This window comes from Kosakonia sp. LAM2021 (genome assembly GCF_016620385.1).
GTDB lineage: Bacteria > Pseudomonadota > Gammaproteobacteria > Enterobacterales > Enterobacteriaceae > Kosakonia > Kosakonia sacchari.
In genome coordinates this window covers 945,086-965,541 of record NZ_JAENHT010000001.1, presented here as the reverse complement: position 1 = coordinate 965,541, position 20,456 = coordinate 945,086, and the positions used below count along the sequence as shown (strand labels likewise).

Annotated in this window: 20 protein-coding genes; 11 read left to right on the top strand and 9 right to left on the bottom strand. The window is 55.2% G+C overall.

Translation table 11 applies throughout. The annotated features are described in order from the left end of the window. Nucleotides 1-17: 17 nt before the first annotated feature. On the bottom strand, nt 18-419 hold the full coding sequence (locus tag JKP81_RS04580) for a RidA family protein (protein ID WP_200550747.1): 402 nt from the start codon (nt 417-419) through the stop codon (nt 18-20). A gap of 108 nt (nt 420-527) precedes the next feature. Here JKP81_RS04580 and JKP81_RS04575 point away from each other — a divergent pair, with 108 nt between their 5' ends. After that, nucleotides 528-1,133, top strand: coding sequence for a TetR/AcrR family transcriptional regulator (locus JKP81_RS04575; RefSeq protein ID WP_200550746.1), 606 nt, complete (start codon nt 528-530; stop codon nt 1,131-1,133). Nucleotides 1,134-1,366: 233 nt separating this feature from the next. Here JKP81_RS04575 and JKP81_RS04570 read toward each other — a convergent pair whose 3' ends face one another. The 5 genes from JKP81_RS04570 to fdhF form a co-directional block, all read right to left on the bottom strand. Next, complete coding sequence (locus JKP81_RS04570) at nt 1,367-1,570, bottom strand: hypothetical protein (protein ID WP_200551081.1); 204 nt, start codon at nt 1,568-1,570, stop codon at nt 1,367-1,369. A 69-nt stretch (nt 1,571-1,639) separates the two neighbouring features. Then, nucleotides 1,640-2,626, bottom strand: a complete 987-nt coding sequence (locus tag JKP81_RS04565; protein ID WP_200550745.1) for a cytochrome d ubiquinol oxidase subunit II — start codon at nt 2,624-2,626, stop codon at nt 1,640-1,642. 1 nt (nt 2,627) lies between these two features. Then, nucleotides 2,628-4,004 carry a cytochrome ubiquinol oxidase subunit I gene (locus JKP81_RS04560; protein WP_200550744.1) on the bottom strand — a complete coding sequence of 459 codons (1,377 nt, stop codon included), beginning with the start codon at nt 4,002-4,004 and terminating at the stop codon, nt 2,628-2,630. Beyond that, entirely contained in the window at nt 4,004-4,483 is a 480-nt protein-coding gene (locus tag JKP81_RS04555) for a DUF1641 domain-containing protein (RefSeq protein WP_200550743.1), read from the bottom strand. Before JKP81_RS04555 ends, JKP81_RS04560 begins: the two co-directional genes overlap by 1 nt. After that, a complete protein-coding gene (fdhF, locus tag JKP81_RS04550) occupies nt 4,483-7,455 on the bottom strand; it encodes a formate dehydrogenase subunit alpha (RefSeq protein ID WP_200550742.1) in 2,973 nt (990 codons plus the stop codon). The genes JKP81_RS04555 and fdhF overlap by 1 nt, the downstream gene beginning before the upstream one ends. A 515-nt stretch (nt 7,456-7,970) precedes the next feature. On the opposite strand from fdhF, the gene JKP81_RS04545 reads away from it, so the two are divergent. From JKP81_RS04545 to gap, 6 genes are all read left to right on the top strand, one after another. After that, complete coding sequence (locus tag JKP81_RS04545; protein WP_016495712.1) at nt 7,971-8,153, top strand: general stress protein; 183 nt, start codon at nt 7,971-7,973, stop codon at nt 8,151-8,153. A 100-nt stretch (nt 8,154-8,253) separates the two neighbouring features. Further along, nucleotides 8,254-8,751 (top strand): ferritin-like domain-containing protein, encoded by a 498-nt coding sequence (locus JKP81_RS04540; RefSeq protein ID WP_017457067.1) that lies wholly within the window; start codon nt 8,254-8,256, stop codon nt 8,749-8,751. A gap of 34 nt (nt 8,752-8,785) precedes the next feature. Continuing rightward, nucleotides 8,786-9,292 (top strand): ferritin-like domain-containing protein, encoded by a 507-nt coding sequence (locus tag JKP81_RS04535; RefSeq protein WP_016495710.1) that lies wholly within the window; start codon nt 8,786-8,788, stop codon nt 9,290-9,292. 66 nt (nt 9,293-9,358) lie between these two features. Further along, nucleotides 9,359-9,559 carry a hypothetical protein gene (locus JKP81_RS04530; protein ID WP_200550741.1) on the top strand — a complete coding sequence of 67 codons (201 nt, stop codon included), beginning with the start codon at nt 9,359-9,361 and terminating at the stop codon, nt 9,557-9,559. Between the two features lie 142 nt (nt 9,560-9,701). After that, nucleotides 9,702-10,682 carry a GlxA family transcriptional regulator gene (locus JKP81_RS04525; RefSeq protein WP_200550740.1) on the top strand — a complete coding sequence of 327 codons (981 nt, stop codon included), beginning with the start codon at nt 9,702-9,704 and terminating at the stop codon, nt 10,680-10,682. Between the two features lie 83 nt (nt 10,683-10,765). Beyond that, the gene (gap, locus tag JKP81_RS04520) at nt 10,766-11,776 is read left to right on the top strand and encodes a type I glyceraldehyde-3-phosphate dehydrogenase (protein WP_200550739.1); all 1,011 of its coding nucleotides are present in this window, start codon (nt 10,766-10,768) and stop codon (nt 11,774-11,776) included. A gap of 36 nt (nt 11,777-11,812) precedes the next feature. On the opposite strand, the gene JKP81_RS04515 is transcribed toward gap, so the two are convergent. Continuing rightward, nucleotides 11,813-12,175 carry a MerR family transcriptional regulator gene (locus tag JKP81_RS04515; protein ID WP_017457062.1) on the bottom strand — a complete coding sequence of 121 codons (363 nt, stop codon included), beginning with the start codon at nt 12,173-12,175 and terminating at the stop codon, nt 11,813-11,815. A gap of 85 nt (nt 12,176-12,260) precedes the next feature. Between JKP81_RS04515 and JKP81_RS04510 the strand changes: the two genes are divergently transcribed. After that, the gene (locus tag JKP81_RS04510) at nt 12,261-13,145 is read left to right on the top strand and encodes an alpha/beta fold hydrolase (protein ID WP_200550738.1); all 885 of its coding nucleotides are present in this window, start codon (nt 12,261-12,263) and stop codon (nt 13,143-13,145) included. Nucleotides 13,146-13,182: 37 nt separating this feature from the next. Here JKP81_RS04510 and adhP read toward each other — a convergent pair whose 3' ends face one another. After that, on the bottom strand, nt 13,183-14,214 hold the full coding sequence (adhP, locus tag JKP81_RS04505; RefSeq protein WP_017457060.1) for an alcohol dehydrogenase AdhP: 1,032 nt from the start codon (nt 14,212-14,214) through the stop codon (nt 13,183-13,185). 27 nt (nt 14,215-14,241) lie between these two features. Continuing rightward, nucleotides 14,242-15,762 carry an aldehyde dehydrogenase family protein gene (locus JKP81_RS04500; protein ID WP_016495703.1) on the bottom strand — a complete coding sequence of 507 codons (1,521 nt, stop codon included), beginning with the start codon at nt 15,760-15,762 and terminating at the stop codon, nt 14,242-14,244. 274 nt (nt 15,763-16,036) lie between these two features. On the opposite strand from JKP81_RS04500, the gene JKP81_RS04495 reads away from it, so the two are divergent. From JKP81_RS04495 to JKP81_RS04485, 3 genes are all read left to right on the top strand, one after another. Then, nucleotides 16,037-17,791: a sigma-54-dependent Fis family transcriptional regulator gene (locus tag JKP81_RS04495; protein WP_200550737.1), complete on the top strand. Its 1,755-nt coding sequence runs from the start codon at nt 16,037-16,039 to the stop codon at nt 17,789-17,791. A 66-nt stretch (nt 17,792-17,857) separates the two neighbouring features. Continuing rightward, entirely contained in the window at nt 17,858-18,718 is an 861-nt protein-coding gene (locus tag JKP81_RS04490) for an alpha/beta hydrolase (protein WP_200550736.1), read from the top strand. A 383-nt stretch (nt 18,719-19,101) separates the two neighbouring features. Next, on the top strand, nt 19,102-20,445 hold the full coding sequence (locus JKP81_RS04485) for an MFS transporter (RefSeq protein WP_200550735.1): 1,344 nt from the start codon (nt 19,102-19,104) through the stop codon (nt 20,443-20,445). The last annotated feature ends 11 nt before the right edge of the window (nt 20,446-20,456 follow it).

The window sequence follows — 20,456 nt, the reverse complement described above, 5'->3', positions numbered from 1 at the left end:
ACCTGTCGCAGGCTTTTTTATGCCGCGCGTTCAGGAATGCGCGCAATCACTTTTATTTCGAAATCAAAACCCGCCAGCCAGTTCACACCCACGGCTGTCCAGTTGGGATACGGCGGTTGCGGGAAAAGCGCCTGTTTGACCTCCATGATGGTGGCGAACTGGTTTTCCGGGTCCGTATGAAAGGTGGTGACATCAACCAGATCATCAAAAGTACACCCCGCTGCCGCCAGCGTGGCCTGCAGATTGTCGAACGCAAGGCGCACCTGGGCGGCGAAATCGGGCTCCGGGCTGCCATCGGCGCGGCTGCCAACCTGACCGGAAACAAACAGCAGATCGCCGGAGCGTATCGCAGCGGAGTAACCATGCTGTTCATACAATGCATGGCGATGAGCGGGAAAAACGGGTTGGCGAGGGATCATAGGGTTACCTTTTGTCGGTTAGTTTAAGATACACTTCGTATATGAAGTTAATCCACATACACTGCGTATGTCAATTCACATACGCGATGTATTTCAAATGGAGCCACTATGGCCGTAAAACGTCGCGCGCAAACCATGGAAGAGAACCGCGCCAAACTTATCGCCGCAGCACGTAAGGCGTTTGCCGAAAAAGGGTTTGCGGCGGCATCAATGGATGAACTGACCGCCAGCGTGGGCTTAACGCGCGGGGCGCTGTACCACAACTTTGGCGACAAACAGGGCTTACTTGCCGCCGTGGTGGCACAGGTCGATGGCGAAATGGCACAGCGCGCGAAAATGCAGGCGCAAGCCACCAGCACTGCCTGGGATGCGCTGCTGGCTGAAGGTGTCGCCTATATCGAGATGGCGCTCGATGCGGAAATCCAGCGCATTGTGTTGCTTGATGGCCCGGCGTTTCTTGGCGATCCTTCGCGCTGGCCAAGCCAGAATGCCTGCCTGCAAGCCACCCGTATCGCCGTGGCTGACATGGTGGCAAACGGCGAGATGAAAGAGGTGGATGTGGAATCCGCCGCGCGCTTGCTCAATGGCGCAGCGTTGAATGCCGCGTTATGGGTTGCCGCCAGTGATAACCCGCAACAGACGTTACCTAAAGTGATTGACGCGTTTATCTTGCTGGCGAATGGGCTGCGCGCAGAGAAAAAAAACCCGGCGTAATGCCGGGAATAATTTGGTAGATAACGAGTTTGAGCGTGGCGGCAAAGTGCGCCGCCGCGAAATCAGGGTAACAACAAATGAAGCCGCAAGCCGGAGAAAACAGAGTCAGTGGCAGGGCTCGCGGCTATTAAAAGGGATAAATATAACGCAGAGATGACACGGCGTCGGTTGCGAATAATAGACCCGTCGCGTGCGCTTCTGTGCCACTGGTGAAACATGCTACCCGAGTAGGTTCAACCTGAAGCGGCTTCTTTCTCCAGCCTGAGCACAAAATGGTTATCGTGACGGGCAATCTTCGCCCCGCTGTTGCCGTAATTTGCCGAGAGCATAAAAAAAGTATCCGCATCAACATCAAAGGCCAGCTCGACTTGCTGGTGCTTTCCTGAGCTAATCATTTGATACGCCTGCTTTAAATTATAAGCTTTTGCTATAGCCATGGATAAGTCTCCGCGCATGCTGTTGCTTACTGTAAATCTCGCCTTTACTTTATAGCCTGTTTTGTCGAATTACCCCGCAATTTTTCCACTGAAGATGCGAAAAACCCAGCTGTTATAAAACAACGTGACTGGCACCAGCAACGCAAACGTCAGCAGCAGAAATCGTTGCGTGGCCGGTGGCGCGGCGGTCTGCGTAATGCTGAGGACAGGCGGCACTATCCACGGAAAAAGCGTAAACACCAGCGCACAAAAAACACAACAGACCATCACTAACACGCCGGCAAGCGGTAAAAAAGGCCGACGCAAAATCAGACCAACCCCAAACAACGCCACTGCCAGTACACCCACCAGTAACAGCGGCAACCAAAGCCAGATATTAAACAGATGCTGACGCCAGGTTTCATATAGTTGCGTAGTCCACGCCAACAAACCCGCCAGCAGTAATCCGGTGACGATGGCGAGCCACGGTATCACCCGCCGCCCCCACGTTTCCAGCTCGCCGGTGCAGCGCCAGATTATCCACCCGGCCCCCATCAGGCTATATCCACACACCAGCGCAAGGCCGCAATAGAGCGGAAAAGGACGCAGCCACTCAAAGCCGTTGCCGGTAAACTGGCGCCCATCGGTGGCAATCCCCTGTAGCAGCGCCCCCACAATAATCCCCTGCGCCAGCGCCGCCAGCAGCGAACCGGCGACCAGCATCAGGTCAAACAGCTGTGGCGCATAGTGACGATACTCAATCGCCATGCCGCGCATCACCAGCGCCAGCAACATCATAAACACCGGGATATAGAGCGCGCTGAGGATAATGCCGTACGCCAGCGGGAACAGCCCCAGCAAGCCGCCCGCCGTGAGCACCAGCCAGGTTTCGTTGCCATCCCAGACCGGCAGCAAAGAGAGATTGATAACATGGCGCGACTCCGGGCTGCGCTGAAAGGCGCACAGGATACCGGTGCCCAAATCCGTGCCATCGAGCAGAACATAGACCAGCAAACTGAGCGCCAGCGCAGCGGCAGAAAGTGCATCAAGCCAGGGCAAACCTAAAATATCCGGCATATCATGTCCCCTTCCCGGTACGTTCGGCGACCTCGGGCATGGCACTCTCTTCATGCCTGGCAGGCAAGCGCGACATCAGCTTAAGCAAAAACCACAGCCCCAGCGTAAAGAGCGCGATATAAACCACCACCGTCACCAGCAACGAGCCCAGCACCAGTTCCGGTGATACCGGCGCCACGCTGTGTGAGGTGCGCAGCAAACCGTAGATTGTCCAGGGCTGACGCCCCGCTTCCGTCACCAGCCAGCCCGCCAGCATGGCGATAAATCCGGCGGGAGCCAGCAGCACCATCACGCGTTGTAACCAGCGCGCGCGCCACAAACGCCCCCGCAGGCGCACCACCAGCCCGGCAATGCCTGCGGCCGCCATGGCGATGCCTAATCCGACCATCACGCGAAACGACCAGAACACCACCGGCACCCACGGCAACGCTTCCGCCGGGTATTGGTTGAGCGTGTGAATGCGCCCTTCAAGATTGTGGCGCAAGTAGAGCGAACCGATATTGGGAATGGCGACTTCATATAAGTTGCGGCGCTGTTGCATGTCCGGTAGCGCAAATAATCGCAGCGGCTCGCCTTCGCCCGGCGGCGGTGGATCCCACGCCCCTTCCATCGCCGCCAGTTTTATCGGCTGATGGTCGCGCGTGTTTTCGCCATGCAGATCGCCAAGCACGATCTGTACCGGTGCCATCACCACCAGCATCCACAGGCCTAACGAGAACATCTGGCGCGCCGCCGGATGTCGCGCCTCGCGCAGCAGATGCCACGCCCCGCACGCCGCCACCAGGCACGCCGTGCCTAACATTGCCGCCACCACCATATGCGCCATGCGCCAGGGAAATGACGGGTTAATGATCACCGCCCACCAGTCGACCGGCACAAAGCGCCCATCGGCCACCACGGCGAAGCCATCTGGCGTCTGCATCCATGAGTTGGCCGCAAGGATCCAGAACGCGCTGAAAAGCGAACCCAGCGCCACAATGCAGGTCGCCATAAAATGTACCCACGGCCTGACTTTGCCCATGCCGAAAAGCACCACGCCCATAAATCCCGCTTCAAGAAAGAATGCGACCAGCACTTCCATGTACATCATCGGGCCGAGCACTGCCCCCGCGCGGCTGGCCAGCCCGCTCCAGTTCGTCCCGAAAGCGAACTCCATCACCACGCCGGTGACCACGCCCACCGCCACGTTAAGGGCAAAAATTTTGCTCCAGTAGCGCCACAGCGACAGCCAGAGCCTCTGCTTGCGCCAGAGCCACATCGCCTCAAGAAACATCAAAAAATACGCCAGACCAATGGAAAAGGCCGCCAGCACAATGTGGAAGCCGATGGTAAAAGCAAACTGGCCGCGCGCCAGCAACAGTGCGGTTTCCCCGTTCATTATGCGTCGCTGGGTTTACCGCTCCACGCGGAGATCGGCTTATCAACCGGTTGCTCCATACGCCGCGCGAAGGCTTTCATCCCATTGAGCAGGGGTTGCAGGGCATGCCACAGATCCTCGTCCTGCAGCATCTTCCACGCACCCTGCAGACCAGGCGCATTATGCTCGCCCGCCCCGGCAGGCTGACTTAGCGCATCAGCCATATCGCGCAGGCCAAAGGCCAGTTTGTACATTTTCTCCGGTGGAATGCTGGAGAGTGCGAGCAGCAGCACCGAGATATTCTGTATCGCATTGAGCGTGCCTTCGCGCTGTAAACCCTTTACTAAAACCTGGGCGATGTCCTGATTGGCACCCACCAAATCATTCACAAGACGCAGCACGCCATGCTGATGCAACGACTCCAGCAGCCGCGCCAGTTCTTCATGGGCATCGGGGCCAATTTTTGCCGGTTCCGGCTGATAATCAATCGCTTTTGCCATCAGAATTTCTCCGGGTGGGGTTCGGTTGCTGGCGGTTCGCGGTAATCTGCGCGCTGCCATTTCTCTTCCACTGCCACCTTGTCAATCGGGGTGCGTTTACCGTGGCGGAAATTGTGTTTCGGTAGCGGGTCGGGCAACGGCGGACGATCCAGTGTTTCCAGACGTACAGCCAGCTCTTTGTAGGCGGGTGTATTGACCGACGGATCGTGGTGTTCGCCAGTGAGTTTGTTAATGCCCTCTTTGCCCTGATGAATGGAGATAAACAGTACTTTCCCCTGAACGCGATCGGTCACCACCACCGGCACCTCAACTTCTCCGCGTCGGGAGATAAGTTTTACCCAGTCGCCTTCCTGCAAGCTGCGCGCGCTCGCCAGTTGCGGGCTGATTTCCACAAACCAGTCGGGCGAAAGGCTGGTTGTGCGCCCGCCCTGCCCGGTCTGGTTGGTGGACTGGAAATGCTCCAGCATCCGGCCATTGTTGAGCAACAAATCATATTCGGCATCCGCCTCTTCGGCAGGCGGTTGCCAGCTCAACGGATAAAGCGTGGCGCGCCCGTCCGGGGATTTAAAGCGTTCGGTATAGAGCAGTGGCGTGCTGCTGCCATCGGCATTGACCGGCCAGATTTGCGATTTCCAGCCCTCAAGACGTGAATAGCTGACACCGGCAAAGCTTTCGGCAATCCCCGCCACTTCCGCCATGATCTCCTGCGGATGTTGATAGCCCCAGTCATGGCCCATGCGGGCCGCCAGTTGCGTGAGGATCCACCAGTCCGGGCGGCTGTCGCCAAGCGGCTCCATAACCGGGTAGAAACGCTGAATTCGCCGCTCAGTATTTACAAACGAGCCCTCTTTTTCCACGCTCGGGCAGCCGGGCAACACCACATCGGCAAACTGCGCCGTGCGGCTAAGAAACAGATCCTGCACCACCAGAAAATCGAGGTTGGTAAAACCCTGATGGACATTTTCCGCATCCGCATCGGAAAAGGCCGTTTCCTCGCCAATGACGTACATGGCGCGGATCACCTCCTTGCGCGCCAGTTCGACCATCATAAAGTTGTCCTGACCGACCTTGAGCGACAGGCGCTCAGCCGGTACGCCCCAGGCTTTGGCCCATTTTTCGCGGATCTGCGGATCGCTGACCGATTCATAACCGGGGTAGAAGTTTTTCAGGCAGCCGAAGTCACTGGCGCCCTGCACATTGTTATGCCCACGCATCGGATAGCCACCGGTACCGGGTCGGCCATAGTTGCCGGTCACCAGCAACAGATTGGATAACGCGGTACTGGTGTCCGCGCCGTGGCTGTGCTGCGTGATGCCCATCGCCCACATAATGCAGACACGGCCCGCCTTGCCGATCAACTCAGCCGCTTCGCGCAGTGTCTCTTCCCGTATACCGGTGATTTGCGCGGCGTAATCCAGCGTAAACGGGGTAAGCGACTGGCGATAGGCGTCAACCTGGTTAACGCGTTCAGCAAGAAAGCCTGCATCTTCATAACCGTGGTCAAACATATAACGCGCCATCGCCGACGCCCATACCAGATCGCTGCCGGGATGAATGCGTAAATGCAGGTCGGCGCGCTCCGCCATTTCATGCCGTCTGGGGTCGACCACCAGCCATTTTTGCCCATGATGTTTTTTTGCCGCTTTCAGGCGTGAAGCGATCACCGGATGGTTTTCCGCCGTGTTGCTGCCGACGATAATCACCAGTTCGGCCTGTTGCAGATCGTCAATCGTCCCGGCATCGCCGCCATAGCCCACCGTGCGAAACAGCCCTTCCGTAGCCGGGTTCTGGCAATAGCGCGATGAGTTATCCACGCTGTTGGTGCCAATAATGGCGCGGGCAATTTTCTGCGTCAGATACGCTTCTTCGTTGCTGCCTTTGCTGGAGCCGATAAAACCAATACTGTCCGGGCCGTACTGGTCACGGGTCTGTAATAAGCGGCTGGCGACAAGGGTTAACGCTTCCTCCCAGCTTGCCGGGCGAAAACGATCGTTTTCGCGGATCAGCGGCGTGGTCAGGCGCTGCGGGCTGTTAATAAAATCCCATGCGAATTTGCCCTTAACACAGGTGGAGATGCCGTTCACTGGCGCATCAACCACTGGCTGCACTTTCAGAAGCTGACGGTCGCGGGTCCACATTTCAAAGCTGCATCCCACGCCGCAATAGGTGCAGACGGTTTTGGTACGTTTGATCTCCTGCTGGCGTAACGCGGTATCTATCACCGAAATGCCGGAGATAATTTCGGCGCCGGTGGAATTTTCCAACACTTTAATCACATCAATCAGCGGACGTTTGAGCGACTGGCGCATCGAGGTAAAGGGCCCGGCATCCGGCTGCATGCTTTTTTCCAGCAGCGCATTGCACGGGCAGACCGTCACGCAATGCCCACAGCTAACGCAGCTCGAACCAGCAATCTGATTTCCCCCGTCCCACAGCACGCGCGGGTGCTCCATGGTGTAATCAATGCTCAGCGTTTCGTTGACTTCCACGTTCTGACAGGCGTCCACGCAGCGCCCGCACAAAATGCATTGATCCGGATCGTAGGTATAAAACGGGTTGGAGTGATCTTTAACATAAGGCTTGCGCGTATACGGGTAGCGCTGAATGGGAATATGCATATCCACCATGGTGTTATGCAATGTACAGTCGCCGGTGTTGTGTTCGCACACGGTACAATAAAGTTCATGTTTCGCCAGCAGACGATCCATGCCCTCTTCGCGCGCCGCCCGCGCCTGGCTGTCCAGCGAGTTAATCACCAGCCCGTCATGGCTTCGCAGCGTACAGCCGCGAACCAGTTTCCCCTCCTGTTCGACCCAGCAAACATCGCAGGTCTGTAACGGATCGAGCGCCGGGTGATAGCAAACATGGGGTAGTGTGATATTGCAGGTTTCCAGAAAATCGATCAGCGGGACATTTTCCGGGCCAACCAGCGCCCTACCGTCATACAGGACGGTACATTTTTGCAGGCTCATCTTGCTTCCTCACCAAAAAACGCTGTACGCGCACTCCCGGTTCGACAGTTCAGTGAACGTGCAAAAGTCGTTCCTGTTCAGGGTGACGTATCGGTTATGAGGTTTAAAAGTAGTTGCCGCGTGAGCTACGAGCCAAACGGCAAGATACATTCTGCATCCCTGTTTAAGACTTCTCTTAAAACCATAAGCAATAATGATGATTACCCAAAGCCAAATGTAAATTTATGTCAATAAATGCCATTTTCATGCCAATGATTAGATGAAAAAAGGTAGGTAATAACAGACGGTAATATTACTTTTCTATCGACTTTTTGCTAAGTGACTTATTTTAAAGATACATATACTATGCCGCTTTGTTTAAATAACCAGCAGCTACACCTAAAGGAGTATTTTTTACGTAGGAATTTTCACGTTTGACTATTTCACCACAGCGACTAACTTTAATCCCTGAACGCAGTGAACATGGTTTCGAATATTCATGTTCATATATTTAACAACGAAACAGGAGAAATATTATGGCTGAACATCGTGGCGGCTCAGGTAATTTCGCCGAAGATCGTGAAAAAGCGTCAGAAGCGGGCCGCAAAGGCGGTCAACACAGCGGTGGTAATTTCAAAAATGATCCACAGCGCGCTTCAGAAGCAGGTAAAAAAGGCGGCCAGAATAGCCACAGCGGCGGCCGTAAATCAGGGGATTAATTTCTGATTTAATTTTTTACCGCATCAATATATTTATTATCTTACTGGCGAGCCGGCAACGGCTCGCTATTTTTAACCCTGGAATTAAAGGTCATTAATTATGCAGATTAATACGCTGAACGATTTATTTATTCATGGCTTGTCGGACATTTACAGCGCAGAAAAACAACTTGCCCGCGCGTTAGCCAAACTGGCACGCGAAGCCTCTACCACCGAGCTGGTGCAAGCGTTCAAACAACACATGGAAGAGACGCAAGGCCAGATAGAGCGCATCGATCAGCTGCTTGAAGCCGAAAGCGGCCTGAAGTTAAAACGCATGAAATGCCATGCAATGGAAGGTCTGGTAGAAGAAGCAGACGAAGTTATTGAAAGCACCGAAAAAGGCACCATTCGTGACGCCGCTTTAATTGCCGCTGCGCAAAAAGTTGAACATTATGAAATTGCCTCTTACGGTACGCTTTGCACCCTTGCCGATCAATTAGGCTATAAAAAAGCGAAAACACTTCTGGCGCAAACGCTGGAAGAGGAAAAAACCACCGACAATCTGCTGACTAAAATTGCGACCAGCAAAATTAATTCCAAAGCGGAAGTAGAATAAACGTCATTGAGTTAATTCCACCTGAGGTAAACGTATGACACGCGAAGAGAATTATCACGACTGGCTACGTGACGCACATGGGATGGAAAAACAGGCAGAGTCGATGCTGGAAGCAATGGCTAAACGCATCGACAATTATCCTGTGTTGAAAAGTAAAATTGAAAGTCATTTAGCCGAAACCCGTGAACAAATAGTGTTACTTGAAGGGCTTATTGATCAATGCGGAATATCGCGATCGGTCCTTAAAGATACCATGGGTAAAATGGCGGCGATGGGTCAGGCCGTTGGCGGTGTCTTTAATTCCGACGAGGTGGTTAAAGGCGCAATAGGTGGCTATGTCTTTGAGCAATTTGAAATTGCTTGCTACACCTCATTGATTAGAACGGCTGAAGAATTGGGTGACGTTAACGGCGTGCAGGTGCTGCAAAAAATTGTGGCGCAAGAGATTGAAATGGCGGAGTGGATGCTCCAGCACGTTCCGGAAGTGACCACTCAGTTTCTTGACCGCTCCAGCGCACCCGGCGTTGAAGCGAAAAAATAACCTGCGTTTATTGTTAATGGAGAGACGACGATGCTGCCAAAGCTGAAACGCGTAAGGAATGTGTTAATGAACAACCGTGCCAGTGACGATCTCGGCTGGCAGGTGTTGAGTGAGTTCGAACGCGCCCGGGAGCAAAAGCCCTTTGTTGCCGGGCAACCCGCCAGCAACCATGATGAGGCTGAACTGCCACAACCCGATCTTTGTCTCGATCCCGTACAGGAATATCTGGTCACGACGATGGCTAACCGCAAACAGGCCAGCGAGTAACGCCCACCGACCGCGTTATTTCATAACCCTTTGTGTCTTGTTAGATTTGCCCGGAGCGGAGGCTCCGGGTTTTTTATTGCCTTTCATCCGCCCTTTTCCGCGCCTGCTTGACTTAAAATGTAATTAGCGTACGTTTCAGGACATGAAAACATTCCTGATTATTGTTCCTGATGGCGGCATGTTGTTCGAAGCCGCCGGGATAGCCGACATTCTGATGCAGGCCAACCAGCTGCACCCGGATGATACCGCCCAGCCGCGCTATCGCGTTGCTGTTGCCACCACCCAGCCACACCAGGTGATCCACGGCCAGTCCGGGCTGAACCTGCTGGCAGATCACCGCCTGCCGGAAATCGATCCGCGCCAGCCGTGGGACACCATCATGATAACCGGTCGCGGTACTGATGCAGAAGAAGGTACAGCCGTGGTGGACTGGCTGCGCCTTGCCGCGCCGCACGCGCGCCGGGTCGTTTCTATTTGCGGTGGCGCGATGCTGCTGGCGCAAAGTGGGTTGCTCAACGGACGACGCGCAACCACCCACTGGCGGCTACTGGAAACCATGCAGAAAGCGTACCCCGCTGTCACCGTTGAAGGCGGCCCGCTCTATATTCAGGACGGGCCAGTCTGGACTTCCGGCGGCGTCAGTTCGGGCTTCGATCTCACGCTGGCACTGGTCGAAGATGATTACGGCTTCTCGCTGGCGCTGGATATCGCGCAGAACATGGTGATGTACCTGCGCCGTCCCGGCGGGCAGTTGCAGTTCAGCCGCTATCAATTACAACAGGCCAGCGGCGTCGGGCCAATCAGCGAACTGCAAAACTGGATCCTTGCCAACCTGGCTGAGGATTTATCCGTTGAGCGGCTGGCGGAGCAGGTTGCGATGAGCCCACGCAACTTCACCCGCGTCTTTACCCGTGAAAGCGGTGTTTCTCCCGCGCGCTATGTGGCCGAAGCGCGGCTCGCCGCCGCACGTAGCCGGCTGGAGCAAACCAGTGAAACACTGGAGCAGATCGCCGCCGCCACCGGTTTTGGCAGCAGCATCAATCTGCGGCGCATTTTCGAACGCCAGTTACACCTCACGCCGGGCGATTATCGCCAGCGCTTCCACTGCCGTAAATTGGCGTAAAGTGATCCTTTTTTGTCGTTTACGCCAAACCATGACCGGCCTACAGTAACTGCAGTTAGTTACCGCACAGGAAGGAGTCAATTATGGTTAAGGTCGGCATTAATGGTTTTGGCAGAATTGGACGCAACGTGTTACGCGCGGCGCTGGGCAACCCGGAGATTCAGATCGTGGCGATTAACGATCTGACAGACAGCAAAACCCTCGCTCATCTGCTGAAACATGATTCTCTGCTCGGCACCCTGCCCGTTCCGGTAGAAGCGGGTGAAAGCCAGTTGTTCGTCGATGGCAACGCGGTGCGTGTGTTCAGCGAACGCGATCCGGGCAACATTCCGTGGCGCGATGTGGGTGTGGAAGTGGTGATTGAAGCCACCGGTTTCTTCACCGAACGCGACAAAGCCGAAGTGCATATCAGCCGCGGCGGCGCGAAACGGGTGATTATCTCCGCGCCCGGTAAAAATGATGATTTAACCATCGTGCTGGGCGTGAACGACAGCCAGTACGATCCCAAACGCCATTTTGTGGTCAGCAACGGCAGTTGCACCACCAACGGTCTGGCGCCTGCCGCGCAGGTGTTGCACCAACGTTTTGGTATCGAACATGGCCTGATGAACACCACCCATGCCTATACCAACAGCCAGGCGCTGCACGACCAGCCGGAAAAAGATCTGCGCGGCGCGCGTGCCGCGGCGCTGTCGATTGTGCCTTACTCCAGCGGTGCGGCAAAAGCGCTCGGCAAAGTGATCCCGGAACTCGACGGCCGACTGACAGGTTACTCACTGCGCGTACCGGTTCCGGTGGTGTCGATTGTTGACCTGACGGTTACGCTGAAGCGTGATGTCACGGTTGAAGAGGTGAATGCCGCGTTCCGCGAAGCCGCAGAGGCCGGTCCGCTGAAAGGTATTCTCGGTTACAGTGACGAACCGCTGGTTTCCAGCGATTACCAGGGCGACCCGCGCTCGTCAATCATTGATGGATTATCAACGCTGGTGATTGGCGGCAATCTGGTAAAAATCCTCGCCTGGTATGATAACGAGTGGGGCTTCTCTAATCGCCTGGTTGAACTGGCAAGCCTGATAGCCAAACGCGGTTTGTAACGGCGATACTTCCGCCTTTCACACTATGACGACGCCTCAGGGCGTCGTTTTTTGTTCTGTCTCGGCCAACGCGGCAGCCAGTTGCGCGCGGCGGCGCTCAAGGGTGGCGATTTGCGCCTCAATCGTCGCCAGCCGTTCACGCTGCAACGCGCGCGTTTGCGGGCACATCGTCGCCCCCTCTTCATTGCGCATGCAGGCAGGAAAAGCGGCAATTTCAGCAATGCTAAAACCCGTGGCGATTAGCTGCTGGATTTGCCTCACCTGCCCGAGCGCCTGCGGTGGAAAGTAGCGATAACCGTTGCAGGCACGCGTGCTGCACAGCAGACCGTGGCGATCATAATGGCGGATTGATCGCACGCTGATGCCCGTTTGGCGGGCGAGTTCGCCAATTGAAAACATTCTCTTTCTCCCGGTAAATGGCTTGACTCTGACACCAGTGTCAGGGTTGAGGATAGCCGCGAACATTCATCTGGAGGAACATTTTATGCTGTTATCCCCTGGCCGTTATCTCGCTATTTTGTTATTCAGCTTTTCCGCCTCGCTGTTTGCCAGCGACAAGCAGTACACCGTGACCTCGGCGGACGGTGTTGAACTGGCGGTACAAGAGTCCGGCTCGCCGCAAGGCAAACCGATTATTTTTATTCACGGCTTATTAGGCAGCCACCTGAACTGGGAAAAACAGCGTCAGGATCCGGCGTTGCAACGTTTTCGGTTAATCAGTTTTGATATGCGCGGCCATGGTCTGTCGTCAAAACCGACGCAGGCAGAGTCCTACCGCGAGGGAAGCCGCTGGGCGGAGGATGTCGCCGCCGTGATTGCCGCAAGCCATGCAAAAAAACCGCTGCTGGTCGGCTGGTCGCTGGGTGGCGCGGTGATCAGCCATTATCTGGCAAACGTCGGTGATAAAGCTCTTTCCGGCGCGCTATATGTCGATGCGGTGGTAGAGTTAACGCCCGATCAGATCCCGGCGCACCCGCAAGTCTATCAGGCGATGACCTCGGCGGATTTAGCCACCCACCTGGATGGTGAGCGCGAGTTTCTGCAGCTCTGCTTTTATCAGCAGCCTGACGCGATCACCTTTGCGCGCCTGCAAGCCAATGCGGCGATGGCCTCCTGGGAGATGCAACGCGCCGTGCCGTCGATGAAAGTTGCGCTTGAGCAAGGGCTGGGAAAAGCGACAATCCCGGTACGCTTTATCTACGGCAAACACGATCGGCTGGTAAATCCGCAGACATCGCTGGCGCGGGCCAGAAGCGTGAATCCCCGGATTAGCGCGGTGTGGTTTGACCATTCGGGGCACGCCCCGTTCCTTGAAGAGCCAACCCGTTTTAACCAGCAGCTGGCAGATTTCGCGGATTCTCTGCACTGAAATACAAAACGGGGCATCACTGCCCCGTTTTACTGGGTTACTTCGACATATCAACCACGATCCTGCCAGTGATTTTCCCGGCGCGCATCCGCTCAAAGATACTGTTGATATTCTCCAGCGGCTCCACGGCAATTTCCGCATGCACTTTGTTGCGCCCGGCGAAATCCAGCGCTTCCTGCAGATCTTTACGCGTGCCGACAATCGAACCGCGCACCGTGGTGCCGTCGAGCACCATGTCAAAAATCGACAGGTCGAATTTCCCCGGTGGCAAGCCGTTGAGTACCATGGTGCCGCCACGGCGCATCATGGTGGTTGCCTGCTCAAAGGCTTTTGGCGATACCGCTGTCACCAGTACGCCGTGCGCACCGCCAAATTCGCTATGGAAACGCGTTCCCGGATCTTCCTGGCGCGCATTGACCACCACCGAGGCACCGAGACGGCGGGCAAACGCCAGTTTGTCATCATCAATATCGACCGCCGCCACGTTCATGCCCATCGCCACCGCGTACTGGATCGCCAGGTGTCCCAGACCGCCAATACCCGACACCACCACCCACTCTCCGGCGCGCGCTTCGGTCATTTTCAGCCCTTTATAGACCGTCACCCCGGCGCAGAGGATCGGCGCGATACTCTGAAAATCGACGTTATCCGGCAAAATCCCGACGTAGCTGGCATCGGCCAGGCAATATTCGGCAAACGTACCGTTTACCGAATAGCCGGAGTTTTGCTGCGAATGGCACAGGGTTTCCCAGCCGCCAAGGCAGTGTTCACAGTGACCACACGTCGAGTAGAGCCACGGTACACCGACACGATCGCCTTCTTTCACATGCTTCACGCCCGGCCCGACTGCCACCACATGACCGACACCTTCGTGGCCGGGTATAAACGGCGGGTTCGGTTTGATTGGCCAGTCGCCATCGGCGGCGTGTAAATCCGTGTGACACACGCCGGTCGCTTCAATTTTGACGAGGATCTTGCCCGGTTCAACAGCCGGCACCATCACCTCTTCAATTACCAGCGGCTGACCAAAGGCTTTCACCACTGCGGCTTTCATGGTTTTCAGTTGCATCTTATCGCCTCATCCTGATGTAGATAATTAATACAGCCCCAGCGGCGAACCGCTGTAACTCACCAGCAGGTTTTTGATCTGCTGATAGTGGCTCAGCGCCAGTTTGTGGGTTTCACGCCCGACGCCCGAGTTTTTGTAACCGCCAAACGCCGCATGTGCCGGGTAGAGGTGGTAACAGTTTGTCCACACGCGACCCGCTTTAATGCCGCGCCCCATGCGCCATGCGCGATTGATATCCAGCGTCCACACCCCGGCGCCGAGGCCAAACTCGGTGTCATTGGCGATACGCAGCGCTTCAGCTTCATCTTTAAACGTGGTGATGCCCAGCACCGGCCCAAAAATCTCTTCCTGGAAGCAGCGCATCCCGTTATGGCCTTTAATCAATGTCGGCTGGATATAGAAACCGTTTTGCAGCCCGTCGCCGTGTTCCACGTGAGCGCCGCCGGTAATGATTTCGCCGCCCTCGTCGCGGGCAATCGAGATGTAAGAGAGGATCTTGTCGTACTGCTCTTGTGACGCCTGCGCGCCAATCATGGTGTCGGTGTCAAACGGGTCGCCTTTGCGGATATTTTCCATGCGGGCGATGACTTTTTCGACAAACTGCGGGTAGATCGACTCCTGCACCAGCACGCGCGACGGGCAGGTACAAACTTCGCCCTGGTTGAAGAATCCGAGCACCACGCCTTCCACCGCTTTATCAATAAAGCCTTCATCACCGTTCATCACATCTTCAAAGTAGATATTCGGTGATTTCCCGCCGAGCTCGACGGTGCTGGGGATGATGTTTTCCGCTGCGCACGAAAGGATGTGGCGGCCAATCGGCGTGGAGCCGGTAAAGGCGATTTTTTCGATGCGTTTGCTGCGCGCCAGCGGTTCACCGGCTTCAGTGCCGAAGCCGTGCACCACATTCAGCACGCCTTTTGGCAGTAAATCGCCAATCAGTTCCATCAACACGCAGATGCCAAGCGGCGTCTGTTCAGCCGGTTTCAGCACCACGCAGTTGCCCGCCGCCAGCGCCGGTGCCAGTTTCCATGCCGCCATCAGCAGCGGGAAGTTCCACGGAATGATCTGCCCGACCACGCCCAGCGGTTCATAGATGTGGTAGGCAACCGTATTGCTGTCGATCTCTGCCGCTGTCCCTTCCTGCGCGCGGATACAGCCGGCGAAATAACGGAAGTGATCCACGGCCAGTGGTAAGTCCGCGCCCATGGTTTCGCGGATCGGTTTTCCGTTATCCCAGGTTTCTGTTAATGCCAGCATTTCCAGGTTGGCTTCAATGCGATCGGCAATAGCCAGCAGCACATTGGCGCGATCCTGCACGCTGGTTTTTCCCCAGGCGTCGGCGGCAGCATGCGCTGCGTCGAGAGCCTTCTCAATATCCGCCGCGTCTGAGCGCGGGAATTCGGCAATCACCTGTCCGGTAACCGGCGAGGTATTGGTAAACCAACGCCCTTCCACCGGGTCAACAAATTCACCGCCAATATAGTTGCCATAACGCTGTTTAAAAGAGACTTTCGCGCCATCAAGGCCAGGGTGGACATATTTCATAAGATGTTCCTCTTTTATTATCGGTACAGGTGAGGCGTCACGCATCGTGGCGGACACAGAGACATAAGCAGTTCTTATGCCAGGTCGTAAAAAACGATCCGTTGCAGGTATGTTTATGTTGATAAAACAAGGGAATAACTGAAAGTCAGGCTTTTGCCGGAATGAAATGACACAAAAAAGCGCGGAACAGGGTGTGGGAAGTGTGTCGCACGTCGCTACATACGGGACACTGTTATGCTACACAACTGTAACATCTCATTTAACGGAGAGTCACATGCCGCCACGCGCCTTGTCCCTCGCTCCTGCCGGGTTGCCCTGCCTGCTTGAAAACTCCTGGCAGCGTAGTCTCAGCTACGGGTTGACCCGCGATGATGACGCCCAGCCCTGGGTGGCGACATCCATGCTGAAAGACGCCCGTGCGGAAAATGGTTGGGTCAACCATCTGGCCGCCCCGCTACTGGCGCGGCTGCGCCCGGAGCTTGCCAGTCATCCGTCGATAATGGTGCTTTCCGACGCAACCGGTCTGGTGCTGGAGACCCACGGCAACCGCGACTTTCTGCAAAAAGCGCAGCGCTATGCGCTGGCACCCGGCAACCTGTGGGGTGAACACGCGCGCGGCACCAACGCGATAGGCACCGCGCTGGCCTTGCAGCGCCATTGTGAAGTCTCCGGTGGCGAACATTATCTCAGCCGCAACGCAGGCTTGTTTTGCTCGGCGTCCCCCGTTTTCCGACCGGACGGGCAAATTGCTGGCGTATTAGATGTCTCGACACCCGCCCAGGCACCGCGCCGCGATGCCGCTGCGCTGATCCGCCGCGCGGTGTGCCAAATAGAGCATGAATGGGCCACCAGCGCGCTCGGTGCCGACCGCTGGCTGCTGAGTCTGCATCATGACCCGTCTGTGCTCGGCAGTGCGCAAGAGTTGCTGCTGATTTTCGCCGATCAAACCCTGCTCGGCGCAAACAAGCTGGCGATGGATGAATTTTCGCTGACCCCCCAGCATTTTGGTGAACTCGCTTTGCAAACGCTCTTCCCGGAGGCCAGTTTGCAGGTTGGCGAAACCACCCTCGACGCCAGCAATACCCGGCGCTACTACGCACGTCAGACGCTTCCTGCACGGCGCTATATTGGGCGCGGCACGGCATTTGCGCAGGATCAGCTGACGAAGGAAAAAGAGAAAGCGCTGCGCATCGTTAATGCCGGGATTGCCTTGTGCGTGACCGGTGAAACCGGCAGCGGGAAAGAGTATCTGGCACGCGAGTTATATGCCCGCAGCCAGTGGCGTACAGGAAATTTCGTCGCCATTAACTGTGCGGCGCTCCCGGAGCATTTAATTGAGTCCGAACTGTTTGGCTATGTCCCCGGCGCGTTTACCGGCGCAAGCCCGAAAGGCTATATCGGTAAGTGCCGGGAAGCCCACGGCGGTGTGCTATTCCTTGATGAAATCGGCGATATGCCGCTGGCGCTGCAAACCCGCCTGCTGCGCGTGTTGCAGGAGAAAAAAGTGACGCCGCTTGGCGCAAACAGTGTGTATGACGTCAATTTCACGCTGATTTGCGCTACTCATCAGGATCTCGGTGCTCGGGTGCAGACCGGAACATTCCGCGAAGATCTGCTGTACCGCATTCAGGAGTTTCATCTGCGCATTCCCCCGTTGCGCGAGTGGCAGAATGTTGATGGTTTTATCCAAAAACTGTGGCAGGAGCTGGGTGCAGCCAGCCGTGGACTCACCCTTAGCGCCGAGGTGGTCGCCACGCTGGCAAGTCGCCCGTGGCCGGGCAATGTGCGCCAGTTACTCAGCCAGTTGCGGGTATTGATGGCGCTGGCGGAAGACGGTGATTGCATTACGCTTGCGGATTTACCGGCCGAGATAACAACTCCTCGTCAGCCCGTGGCTGCGGTCACGCCGAAGGATGAGCAGAGCGCGATTGATGAAGCGCAGGGCAATATGAGCCTGGCCGCGAAAAAACTGGGTATCTCGCGCAGCACGCTTTATCGGCGGCTGGAGAAACGACAAACCAGCGAGTAAGATAACACGTTGTTTTTAACCGTTTGATTTTAAATATAAATGATACAAAAGGGATATATACATAATATGGATATTTCGACCCATAAACTCGCCAACGGTATCGCCGTAACGCTGCATATGCAGGCCACGGATAAAGACCAGCCGGTGATCATCCTGTGTCACGGCTTCTGCGGCATTCAAAAAATCCTGCTACCTGAATTTGTCGGGGCGTTTAACCAGGCAGGCTTTGCGACGATCGCCTTCGATTATCGGGGCTTTGGCGACAGCGACGGCGAACGCGGTCGGCTGGTTCCGGCGATGCAAATTGCCGATATTCTCTCGGTCGTTGACTGGGCGCGCCAGCAACCGGGGCTTGATCCTGACAGAGTCGGACTTTGGGGCACCTCATTCGGCGGCTGTCATGTTTTTGCCGCCGCGGCGCAGGATCGCGGCATTAAATGTCTCGTCAGCCAGCTGGCGTTTGCCGACGGAGAAGAGATGGTTACCGGCAAGATGAACGCGGATGAGAAAAGTGCGTTTATCGCCACGCTGGACAAAATGGCGGAAAAACAGCGCACCACCGGGAAAGAGATGTTTGTCGCTATTACTCGCGTGGTCAGCGACAGCGAGTCGAAAGCCTTTTTTGAGGAAAACCGCGCCCGGTTCCCGGAAATGGATATTAAAATTCCGTTCCTTACCGTGCGGGAAACGATCAATTACAAACCGGCGCACTTCGCGCGCGATGTCACCTGCCCTTCGCTGGTGGTCGTCGCCGGGCAGGACAACGTTAACCCGCCGGAATATGGCCGGGCGCTGTTCGCCGCCGTCGCGGCCGAGAAAAAAGCGTTATACGAAGAGAGCGATGCGCGACACTATGATGTTTACGCTGGTGAGCATTTTGCGCGCGTCAGCCATGCTGAAATAGCCTGGTTTACTACCTACCTTTAATCGATATCCGTGACGGGTTGCCTGACCCGTCACGTTCACGCCTCGTTACGCCTCTCCCTGACAAAATAAAAACTGTTTTCGCAGAGACATTATTTTTACGCAATCAAATTTTGTGATCGGCTTCAAACAAAATCAGCTAAAGCCTAATGCACGGAAAAATAAGTACGTTTTGTTATGCAAATGCACATTGTCTGCGGATGGGGATAATCCTATCTTTGGCAAAGTGAATAATGATCAGGGAAATTAATGCATCCGCATAAAGATACTTAATCTAAATAAATCCGCTGCGCTCATGTTAATAATCCATTCACTCCGAAAGCACCGAGCCGGAATGTATTGATTATTAACATTTCGTATTTATGGCAAATTTAAGGTGGTTTCGCATGAGTCAGGTGAATAATCTTGAGGGCGTCGCACAGGCGAAAAAAACGAATGTCCGCTGGCATATCGTTATTATCCTCTTTGTAATTACGGCGGTGAGCGTCGGCGATCGTTCTACGCTGGCGATTGCCGGCAAAGACATGTCTGCTGCGCTCGGCATCAATCCGGGACAAATGGGTTGGGTGTTCTCTGCTTTTGCCTGGGCTTACTGCCTGGCGCAAATTCCCGGTGGCTGGTTACTTGATCGTTTCGGCTCGAAAAAAGTCTATCTGTGCGGTTTGTGCATGTGGTCGGTGTTTACGCTGCTGCAAGGTTGCGTGGAGATCTTCCACGGCTTCGGCGCAATTATTTGCTTTACCATTTTATTGTTTCTGGTGGGTCTGTTTGAAGCACCGGTGATGCCAGGCAACAGCCGTTTTGTCGCCGCCTGGTTTCCGTCGAAAGAGCGGGCGACCGCCGCCGCGATTTTTAATTCAGCGCAATATTTTGCCACAGCTATTTTTGCGCCAATAATGGGTTGGTTAACGCTTAATTATGGCTGGCAATCCATTTTTATTTTTATGGGAACGCTGGGGGTAATTATTACCTTTGTTGCGGCAAGAATTGTACATAACCCGTTAAATCATCCGCACGTTAACAGCGAAGAAATTGAGTATATTCGCAACGGTGGCGCGCTGGTGGATATGGATCAGCGTAAAGTGCGCACGGGCCCGGCATTTGATTTTGCCGCCTTTAAGCAGTTAATCACCAACCGTATGCTGCTCGGCGTTTATCTCGGGCAGTATTGCATCAACGTTTTAACCTTCTTTTTCATTACCTGGTTTCCGCTGTATCTGGCAATGGAAAAAGGGCTGGATATTAAAACCGTCGGTTTTATTGCCGCTATTCCGGCAATTTGCGGATTTGTCGGCGGGTTACTCGGCGGCGTGATTTCCGATCGCATTTTGCGCCTCAGTCAGTCGCTGTCGGTTGCCCGTAAAACCCCGATCGTGCTGGGTATGTTGCTGTCGATGGTGATGGTGTTCTGCAACTACGTTGATTCGATTTACCTGGTGGTTTTCTTTATGTCACTGGCCTTTCTGGGTAAAGGGATTGGCGCGCTGGGCTGGGCGGTGATGTCCGATACCGCGCCGAAAGAGATGGCGGGCGTCGCCGGAGGCTTCTTTAATCTGTGCGGCAACGTTGCCGGCATTATTTCACCGGTGGTGATTGGTTATATCGTCAAAGCGACCGGTCATTTTGAGTGGGCGCTGGTGTTTGTCGCGGTGCACGCGCTGGTTGCCATTTTCAGCTTTGTGGTGATTGTTGGTCCGATCAAACGTATCGAACTGAAAAAAGCGCAGTAAGCACCGGAAAA

Coding starts and splice junctions, on each gene's coding strand:
- JKP81_RS04580 (WP_200550747.1), bottom strand. CDS start 419: ATGATCCCTCGCCAACCCGTTTTTCCCGCTCATCGCCATGCATTGTAT.
- JKP81_RS04575 (WP_200550746.1), top strand. CDS start 528: ATGGCCGTAAAACGTCGCGCGCAAACCATGGAAGAGAACCGCGCCAAA.
- JKP81_RS04570 (WP_200551081.1), bottom strand. CDS start 1,570: ATGGCTATAGCAAAAGCTTATAATTTAAAGCAGGCGTATCAAATGATT.
- JKP81_RS04565 (WP_200550745.1), bottom strand. CDS start 2,626: ATGCCGGATATTTTAGGTTTGCCCTGGCTTGATGCACTTTCTGCCGCT.
- JKP81_RS04560 (WP_200550744.1), bottom strand. CDS start 4,004: ATGAACGGGGAAACCGCACTGTTGCTGGCGCGCGGCCAGTTTGCTTTT.
- JKP81_RS04555 (WP_200550743.1), bottom strand. CDS start 4,483: ATGGCAAAAGCGATTGATTATCAGCCGGAACCGGCAAAAATTGGCCCC.
- fdhF (WP_200550742.1), bottom strand. CDS start 7,455: ATGAGCCTGCAAAAATGTACCGTCCTGTATGACGGTAGGGCGCTGGTT.
- JKP81_RS04545 (WP_016495712.1), top strand. CDS start 7,971: ATGGCTGAACATCGTGGCGGCTCAGGTAATTTCGCCGAAGATCGTGAA.
- JKP81_RS04540 (WP_017457067.1), top strand. CDS start 8,254: ATGCAGATTAATACGCTGAACGATTTATTTATTCATGGCTTGTCGGAC.
- JKP81_RS04535 (WP_016495710.1), top strand. CDS start 8,786: ATGACACGCGAAGAGAATTATCACGACTGGCTACGTGACGCACATGGG.
- JKP81_RS04530 (WP_200550741.1), top strand. CDS start 9,359: ATGAACAACCGTGCCAGTGACGATCTCGGCTGGCAGGTGTTGAGTGAG.
- JKP81_RS04525 (WP_200550740.1), top strand. CDS start 9,702: ATGAAAACATTCCTGATTATTGTTCCTGATGGCGGCATGTTGTTCGAA.
- gap (WP_200550739.1), top strand. CDS start 10,766: ATGGTTAAGGTCGGCATTAATGGTTTTGGCAGAATTGGACGCAACGTG.
- JKP81_RS04515 (WP_017457062.1), bottom strand. CDS start 12,175: ATGTTTTCAATTGGCGAACTCGCCCGCCAAACGGGCATCAGCGTGCGA.
- JKP81_RS04510 (WP_200550738.1), top strand. CDS start 12,261: ATGCTGTTATCCCCTGGCCGTTATCTCGCTATTTTGTTATTCAGCTTT.
- adhP (WP_017457060.1), bottom strand. CDS start 14,214: ATGCAACTGAAAACCATGAAAGCCGCAGTGGTGAAAGCCTTTGGTCAG.
- JKP81_RS04500 (WP_016495703.1), bottom strand. CDS start 15,762: ATGAAATATGTCCACCCTGGCCTTGATGGCGCGAAAGTCTCTTTTAAA.
- JKP81_RS04495 (WP_200550737.1), top strand. CDS start 16,037: ATGCCGCCACGCGCCTTGTCCCTCGCTCCTGCCGGGTTGCCCTGCCTG.
- JKP81_RS04490 (WP_200550736.1), top strand. CDS start 17,858: ATGGATATTTCGACCCATAAACTCGCCAACGGTATCGCCGTAACGCTG.
- JKP81_RS04485 (WP_200550735.1), top strand. CDS start 19,102: ATGAGTCAGGTGAATAATCTTGAGGGCGTCGCACAGGCGAAAAAAACG.